Source organism: Acinetobacter sp. ABJ-A23_2 (genome assembly GCF_044538765.1).
Classification (GTDB): domain Bacteria; phylum Pseudomonadota; class Gammaproteobacteria; order Pseudomonadales; family Moraxellaceae; genus Acinetobacter; species Acinetobacter nosocomialis_A.
In genome coordinates this window covers 1-7880 of sequence record NZ_JBIUCP010000080.1, presented here as the reverse complement: position 1 = coordinate 7880, position 7880 = coordinate 1, and the positions used below count along the sequence as shown (strand labels likewise).

The window sequence follows — 7880 nt, the reverse complement described above, 5'->3', positions numbered from 1 at the left end:
AAATAAAGCAGAAGCTTTATGGAATTTAACCAATGCTCCATATTCTGGTTATTTAAAATTAAAAGATTTTGAGTTATTAAGTTGCTCTCCTGAATTATTTATTGAATTTAATACAGATAAGCAAATAAAAACCCGACCAATTAAAGGCACAATGCCCCGTTACGAAAATAAAGAACAAGATTTACTTTCAAAGCAAACCTTAAAAAACTCTCAAAAAGATCAGGCCGAAAATGTCATGATCGTTGATTTATTACGTAATGATTTGAGCATTTATGCCAATACAGGTTCGGTAAAAACAACAAAATTATTCGAAATTGAAAGCTTCAATCAAGTTCACCATATGGTAAGTGAAGTTACGGCTACACTTAAAAATGATATTAATCCTATGCAAATGTTGCTTAGTGCTTTACCAGGAGGCTCAATTACTGGTGCCCCTAAAATTCGAGCAATGCAAATTATTGAAGAGTTAGAAGGTGCGCCAAGAGGAGCATATTGCGGGACTTTGGGATATTTTAATTTTGATGGTACTGGGCGTTGGAATATTCTAATTCGTAGCTTTCAACAATATCAAAACCAGCTCTCTATTTGGGCAGGTGGCGGTATTACTATCGCTTCAGAGGCTGAAGCTGAATATCAAGAAAGTTTAGATAAAATCTCTGCTATGCTGAACTTGATGAACAGCACAGCAGAATAAATTTTAAAGAATATCTTGCTTCAAAGTTTGAACTAAACGTGTATTTTGCTCATCAGTTCCAACCGTGATACGTAAAAACTGATTAATGCGAGGCTTATTGAAATAACGGACAATAATGCCCTGCTCACGCAGCTTCTGGGCTAATTGCCCAGCATCATATTGCGAATGTGAAGCAAAAATAAAATTCGCTTTTGATGGCAAAACATTAAAGCCAAGTTCAGTTAAATCACTAACCAGTTTTTCTCGACTTGTAATAACTTTTTGACACTGCTCTTCAAAATAAGCTTGATCTTCAAAAGAAGCAACAGCCGCTGCTATAGCGAAGCGATCAATTGGATATGAATTAAAACTATTTTTTACCGCTTCAAGTGCCGCAATCAAATGCGACTGAGCAATCGCAAATCCAACGCGTAAACCAGCCAACGAACGAGACTTTGAAGTTGTTTGGCACACCACAAGATTTTCATAACGGTTTACCAAACTTACAGCTGACTCAGCACCAAAATCAACATAAGCTTCATCAATCACAACCACACGGTCTGGATTGTCTTGTAGTACTTGTTCAATCTCTGCCAAGCTGAGCGCAATACTAGTTGGTGCATTAGGATTAGTAATAATCACGCCACCATTGGGTTGTGCATAATCTTTGACATCAATCTCGAAATTCTCATTAAGTGGAATTTCTTTTGTTTTTGTTCCAAAGAATTGGCTATAAACTGGATAAAAACTATAAGTGATGTCTGGATACAGAATTGGCTCATCTTGAAGGAAAAATGCTTTAAAGATATGAGCAAGCACCTCATCAGAACCATTACCCACAAAAACTTGAGATACATCAATATTCTGTTGTTTTGCAATTGCTTGCTTTAATGCTGTCGCATCTGGATCTGGATATAGACGCAGAGCATCAGCTTGTTCATGTAGCACAGCTTGAACTGCTTCTACTACTTTTGGTGATGGCGGATATGGATTTTCGTTAGTATTTAACTTTAATAAATTTTGGATTTTCGGTTGTTCACCTGGCACATAAGGCTCTAACTCACGAACCTCAGGACTCCAAAAACGCATTTGTGCTGTAGATACAGTCATAGTCTTATCTCAAAAAAGGGCTGAAAAGTCAGCCCTGAATAATCATTAAAAATTCTACAAGGCTTAAAGCTTATTGATAACGATAACGAGCCGAGCGTGCATGAGCATCAAGATTTTCTTGAACAGCAAGTACATCAGCAGTTTTAGCCAATGTTTTTACACCCTCTTTTGAGCACATGATCAAGCTAGAGCGCTTTTGAAAATCATATACACCCAGTGGTGACGAGAAACGAGCTGTGCCAGATGTTGGTAATACGTGGTTTGGCCCAGCACAGTAATCACCAATTGCTTCAGGTGTATAGCGTCCCATGAAGATTGCCCCTGCATGACGAATGTCTTGGCTCATCGCTTCAGCATCATCAAGACACAATTCCAAATGCTCTGGTGCAACCTGATTAATCAAATCAACAGCTTCTGCACGGTCTTTTACTAAAACTAAAGCTCCACGATTTTCAATCGATGTACGTGCAATATCAGCTTTTGGCAATTCACTTAAGTGTTTCTCAATAGCAGACTCTACAGCGTCTAAAAGAGCTTCATCAGGAGTAATAAAAATGGCTTGAGCGACTGTGTCATGTTCAGCTTGAGATAATACATCCATCGCCAACCACTCAGCATTATTCACTCCTTCTGCATACACTAAAATTTCAGAAGGCCCTGCAATCATGTCAATACCAACCTGACCAAATACGGCACGTTTAGCTGCTGCTACAAATCGGTTTCCAGGGCCAGTGATTTTATCTACACGTGGAACAGTCTGAGTACCATAAGCTAAAGCAGCAACAGCTTGTGCACCACCAATGGTAAATACTCGGCTAACACCAGCTAAATAAGCAGCAGCTAAAACGAGTGGATTTAGTTCACCATTTGGCGCAGGCACCACCATAATAATTTCAGGGACACCGGCCACATGTGCTGGTACTGCATTCATAAGTACAGAAGAAGGATAAGATGCAAGACCACCAGGTACATAAATCCCAACTCGGTCAAGAGGAGTCACTTTTTGTCCTAAGGTATTACCCAAATCATCTACATAAGTCCAGCTATCTTGTTTCTGAGCCTCATGGAATGTACGAATACGGTCAGCCGCGAGTTGCAGGGCTTCACGAATCTCTTGATTTAAACCATCAAACGCAGCTTTAAGTTGTTGTTGAGACAATTCTAGATCGGAAAATTGATGCGCTGGATGTCGATCGAACTGCTGAGTAAGTTTTAAAACATGATCATCACCATGCTGACGTACATCAGCAATAATTTGATCTACTGTTTGAACTAAATTAGGATCATTAACGGTTTCAAAGGCCAAAAGCTCTGCAAAAACCTGTTTGAAGTTCTGATCTTGAGTCGATAAACGTCGCATCAATTTACCCACAAGGCGAAAAAGAAAAACCAAGTTTACTCTTTTTCTAAGGCCTTGTGGGCATCATATCTACAACTATCGCAAAAGCATGATAGGAAATTACTTTTAACGTGATTGAACAGCTTGTTCAAGTTGGGAAATGATTGGATTTAACAAAACTTGCTTACGCTTAAAGCTCGCTTTATTAACGATAAGACGTGAGGATACTTTGCAAATTTCTTCTAATGGTTCAAGCCCATTTGCTCGTAAAGTATTTCCAGTATCAACTACGTCAACAATATAGTCACCTAAACCAACGAGTGGTGCTAGCTCCATAGAACCATAAAGCTTAATAACATCCACCTGCTCACCTAAGCTTGCATAGTATTGACGTGTTAGATTGACGTACTTAGTTGCAATTTTTAAACGACCTTTTGGACGTTCCATTCCTACTTTACCAGCAGTCATTAACTTACATTTTGCAATCTGTAAGTCCAGTAACTCATAAACATGTTGAGCACCATGTTCCATAAGTACGTCTTTACCTGCTACACCTAAATCAGCTGCACCATTCTCAACGTAGGTTGGCACATCAGACGCACGTAAAATCAAAATACGAACTTGCTTATGTGTTGTAGGAAAAATCAACTTACGAGATTTCTCTGGGTCTTCAAGCAAATTAATACCTGCTGTTGCAAGTAAAGGTAAAGTTTCTTTTAAAATACGCCCTTTACTCAGTGCCAAGGTCAAACCATGATCAAAATTACCCATTACATCAAAATTAGGATCATCGTTTCTTACGTCATTCATTAACTTACTCGCTTAATTCTGGCACCTAAACCTTGAAGTTTCTCTTCGACATGCTCATAACCACGATCAATATGATAAATACGATCAATTAACGTATCACCTTCAGCAACTAAAGCTGCTAAAACCAAAGAGAATGAAGCACGCAAATCTGTTGCCATTACAGGAGCTGCTTGTAATTTTTCAACCCCAGTCACTACAGCATCATGGCCTTCAACCTGAATATTAGCACCCATACGTGACAATTCAGGAACATGCATAAAACGATTTTCAAAAATGGTTTCAGAAATCGTTGCAAATCCACGACCAATTGCATTTACGGCCATAATTTGCGCTTGCATGTCGGTTGGAAATTCTGGGTGAGGTAAAGTTCTAAAGCTTACTGCTTTAGGTCGCTTACCTAACATATCCAATTCAATCCAGTCATCACCACGGGTGACTTCAGCACCCATTTCTTCAAATTTGTCTAAAACAGATTCAAGTAATGAAGGATCTGTATGTGTTGTTTTTACACGGCCACCAGTAATAGCCGCTGCAGCTAAGTAAGATCCCGTTTCAATACGGTCTGCAACAACTGCGTATTCACAACCATGTAGACTTTCCACACCAGTAACAACAAGTGTATCTGTATCTATACCTTCAATTTTTGCGCCCATTTTAATAAGCATTTGAGCAAGATCAGTAATTTCAGGCTCACGCGCAGCATTACGAATTGTAGTTACACCATCCGCTAAAGCAGCCGCCATTAAAATATTTTCGGTGCCGCCTACAGTGACCATATCGAAGATCACTTCGCCACCTTTAAGACGACCATCTACAGTCGCATGCACATAACCATTTTCAACTTCGATATGCGCACCCAACGCTTCTAGAGCTTTTAAATGTTGGTCTACAGGTCGAGAGCCAATCGCACATCCACCAGGCAACGAAACCTTAGCATTTCCATAACGTGCCAATAATGGTCCTAATACCAAAATAGATGCACGCATTGTTTTTACAAGTTCATAAGGCGCAAACTGGTTATCTAAAGTAGAGGTATCAGCTTTGACCGTATCGTTCTCATAACTGATCGTGACGCCTAAACCACCAATTAATTTCACCAAAGTATTTACATCTTTAAGATTTGGAACATTGGTTAATGTAATTGGAGAGTCAGCAAGAATCATTGCCGCAAGTAATGGTAAAGCCGCATTTTTAGCACCAGAAATGCGTACTTCCCCTTCGAGCTTAACACCGCCCGTAATTAAAAATTTATCCATTAATATTTAAGCTCCGAAAAGGCTTGCTTTGCGCCATTCATCTTTGGTCATCGCACGAATTGTTACGGCATGGACTTCGCCACTTGCAATATAAGTATTTAATGGTGCATAAACTGCTTGTTGACGGGCAACAGTACGCTTACCTTCAAATTGATCATCCACAATACGGAGGTCAAATTTTCCAGCCTGTCCGCTCACCGCTACTTCCGCTTCAGGAAAAGCTTCTTTTAAAATTTGAGTGAGCTGTTCACTATTCATTGCAAAGACCTCTGGCACAACCTACGGTGTAAAACGAAGTATTTTACTATAACTTTTTCAAAGAATTCAGTACGTGTTTATATTTTATCAATAAAAAAGAGGCTATATTTCAAGCCTCTCACAATTATTAAAAACTTATTAAATAGAAACAGCAACTTGTGAATACGTACATTGCATTTTTCGATATTTTAACAATTGTTTTTTTAATTTTTCAGTCAGTTTTTTAATTGAAGTATACATGTCATCTGCTGTTGCTTGAGCAAATAGTTCAATTCCAGGTAACCGGACTATCGCTTCGGCCACATGATTAGAGCTACCTTTATGCGAGCGCTTATCAATCTGATGATCTTTCGTTAATTTAATCTGCATACTATTCACCTGATCAAGATGTTTCGTTAACTGATTAAATTTTGCTTTAATATTTTCTTCTATAGCTGGTGTAATTGCTAAATGATGTCCACGAATCGTTATTTGCATAATTCTATCCCTCACCTTTTTGGGTTATATAAAGAAGAACTAAAACGATTTAATGCAATCTAAAAAGATGATTTGGGACAATTAAATCATTTTAGCTACTCCTCTTGGTGAAATTGAAATTTCATTATTTCGTCATAATGAATATCTAGAATAGTCATACTTCAAAATTTAGATCAAGACTTTTCTTTCGGATGACGATGGAATATGTAACGATTCACGATATTTTGCTACAGTCCTTCTCGCTACTTCTATCCCTTCATCTTTTAATAAATTAGCAATTGCATTATCAGACAACGGTTTACGTGGATTTTCATTAGAAACTAACTTTTTAATCATAGCCCGAATTGCGGTTGAGGAAGCCTCCCCTCCAGCTGTTGTTCCAACATGACTAGAAAAGAAATATTTCAACTCAAAAAGCCCACGTGGTGTCAGCATGTATTTATTTGTTGTAACCCGAGAAACGGTAGACTCATGTAACTCAACTTCTTCAGCAACATCCCGTAGTACTAACGGCTTCATTGCTTCAGGACCTATTTCAAGAAATGCTTTTTGATGCTCAACAATACAAGTAGCGACTTTTAATAAAGTTTTATGTCGCTCATCGATACTCTTTATAAAATTCTTGGCTTCAAGCATCTGATTACGCAGATATAAATTATCATCACTCTGATCAGCCCTACGAATCATACTCGAATAAAAAGAATTAATTCTTAGTTTTGGCATAACATCAGGATTTAACTGGACTTGCCAATGTAAATCCTTCTTAGCAACTACTACATCAGGAGTTTGATATTCTGATTCTTGCTTTTCAAAATCCATACCCGGATAAGGCTTTAATGTCTTTAGTAAATCAACTGCAAACTTTAACTGATCTTTAGAAAGACCTGTTTGCTTTAATAATTTATTGAGATCATTCGCAATCAATAATTCATAATATTGAAGTAGATTTTTAGCTTCTTTTAGATATTCAACATCTTTAGGCAAAAACTCTAACTGAACTTTTAAGCACTCAGCAAGGTTACGAGCTCCAATACCAATTGGATCAAGGCGTTGAATATGCTTTAAAACAACTAAGACTTCATCTTCCTCGACTTCTTCCTCAACATCCATTTCATTTAATAAATGTTGTACAGCTAAGATAATCTCTTCTACCTCAGCATCTAAAAAACCCTTATCGTCTAACGCATCCACAATACAATAAGCAATCAACTGATCTATTTTTGAAAAGTGCAGTAAGTTGACTTGTTCTAACATATGCTCTTTAAGTGTCATCTGAACTTGGCGGTTATCCTCGCGCTCTTCAAATTCAGGGGTAGCTAAAGCTGTAGACTGATGGGTATAAATATCATCCCATTCAGTATCCACAGGCAAGTCATCTGGTAAATGGTTTGCATTTAACTCTGTCGTAAGATCATCTGCTTCTTTTTTTTCTAAAGTGGATAAACTTTCTACTAGTGATTCATCTTCCACTTTTTCAAGTAATGGATTACTATCTAATTGAATCTGAATTTCTTGCTCTAATTCTAAACTTGAAAGCTGCAGTAATCGGATTGCCTGCTGCAATTGAGGCGTTAACGATAGAGAATTCGCAACTTTCAATCCAACAGATAATTTCATATATTTCTCTTTCCAAAAAACAAGCAAAAATCATGCCTATTTGCTATTTATAGCATATAGTAATGGTTTCTCCTATATATTGACTCCGCATTTCATGAGAAAAATAGTAATTTATTCCTCTAAAATAATATTAAAGTTATTTCGAACTGCGTCTAATAATCTATTTTAGTTATCGGAAAGATTTGTTGTTTAGTGGATTAAACTTGACTTTATTCCCACGCATAAAAGAACACCCCAACCTCTTTCGAGATTGGGGTGTTTGGAATAATGAGCTGGCGATGACTTACTCTCACATGGGTAACCCCACACTACCATCAGCGCTAAGAGGTTTCACTTCTGA

At 37.8% G+C, this 7880-nt stretch carries 8 protein-coding genes; 1 reads left to right on the top strand and 7 read right to left on the bottom strand.

All coding sequences use genetic code 11. The features are described 5' to 3' along the window. The coding region (locus ACH63V_RS17545) for an anthranilate synthase component I family protein (RefSeq protein WP_396464241.1) at positions 1-694 on the top strand (694 nt) is incomplete at its 5' end. Between the two features lie 3 nt (positions 695-697). Here ACH63V_RS17545 and hisC read toward each other — a convergent pair. The 7 genes from hisC to ACH63V_RS17510 form a co-directional block, all read right to left on the bottom strand. Continuing rightward, positions 698-1783 carry a histidinol-phosphate transaminase gene (gene hisC, locus ACH63V_RS17540; RefSeq protein WP_396464240.1) on the bottom strand — a complete coding sequence of 362 codons (1086 nt, stop codon included), beginning with the start codon at positions 1781-1783 and terminating at the stop codon, positions 698-700. Positions 1784-1853: 70 nt separating this feature from the next. Further along, a complete protein-coding gene (gene hisD / locus ACH63V_RS17535) occupies positions 1854-3143 on the bottom strand; it encodes a histidinol dehydrogenase (protein ID WP_396464238.1) in 1290 nt (429 codons plus the stop codon). Positions 3144-3248: 105 nt separating this feature from the next. Continuing rightward, a complete protein-coding gene (hisG, locus tag ACH63V_RS17530) occupies positions 3249-3932 on the bottom strand; it encodes an ATP phosphoribosyltransferase (RefSeq protein ID WP_068934120.1) in 684 nt (227 codons plus the stop codon). Then, positions 3932-5188, bottom strand: coding sequence for a UDP-N-acetylglucosamine 1-carboxyvinyltransferase (murA, locus tag ACH63V_RS17525; RefSeq protein WP_396464235.1), 1257 nt, complete (start codon positions 5186-5188; stop codon positions 3932-3934). Before murA ends, hisG begins: the two co-directional genes overlap by 1 nt. Positions 5189-5194: 6 nt before the next feature. Next, a complete protein-coding gene (gene ibaG, locus ACH63V_RS17520; RefSeq protein ID WP_002050455.1) occupies positions 5195-5446 on the bottom strand; it encodes a BolA family iron metabolism protein IbaG in 252 nt (83 codons plus the stop codon). 138 nt (positions 5447-5584) lie between these two features. Beyond that, entirely contained in the window at positions 5585-5923 is a 339-nt protein-coding gene (gene hpf, locus ACH63V_RS17515; RefSeq protein ID WP_001167461.1) for a ribosome hibernation-promoting factor, HPF/YfiA family, read from the bottom strand. 168 nt (positions 5924-6091) lie between these two features. Further along, positions 6092-7540, bottom strand: a complete 1449-nt coding sequence (locus tag ACH63V_RS17510; RefSeq protein WP_396464233.1) for an RNA polymerase factor sigma-54 — start codon at positions 7538-7540, stop codon at positions 6092-6094. Between the last annotated feature and the right edge of the window lie 340 nt (positions 7541-7880).

Bases quoted from the DNA above. Each gene is read 5' to 3' on its own strand.
- hisC (WP_396464240.1), bottom strand. From the start codon at position 1,783: ATGACTGTATCTACAGCACAAATGCGTTTTTGGAGTCCTGAGGTTCGT.
- hisD (WP_396464238.1), bottom strand. From the start codon at position 3,143: ATGCGACGTTTATCGACTCAAGATCAGAACTTCAAACAGGTTTTTGCA.
- hisG (WP_068934120.1), bottom strand. From the start codon at position 3,932: ATGAATGACGTAAGAAACGATGATCCTAATTTTGATGTAATGGGTAAT.
- murA (WP_396464235.1), bottom strand. From the start codon at position 5,188: ATGGATAAATTTTTAATTACGGGCGGTGTTAAGCTCGAAGGGGAAGTA.
- ibaG (WP_002050455.1), bottom strand. From the start codon at position 5,446: ATGAATAGTGAACAGCTCACTCAAATTTTAAAAGAAGCTTTTCCTGAA.
- hpf (WP_001167461.1), bottom strand. From the start codon at position 5,923: ATGCAAATAACGATTCGTGGACATCATTTAGCAATTACACCAGCTATA.
- ACH63V_RS17510 (WP_396464233.1), bottom strand. From the start codon at position 7,540: ATGAAATTATCTGTTGGATTGAAAGTTGCGAATTCTCTATCGTTAACG.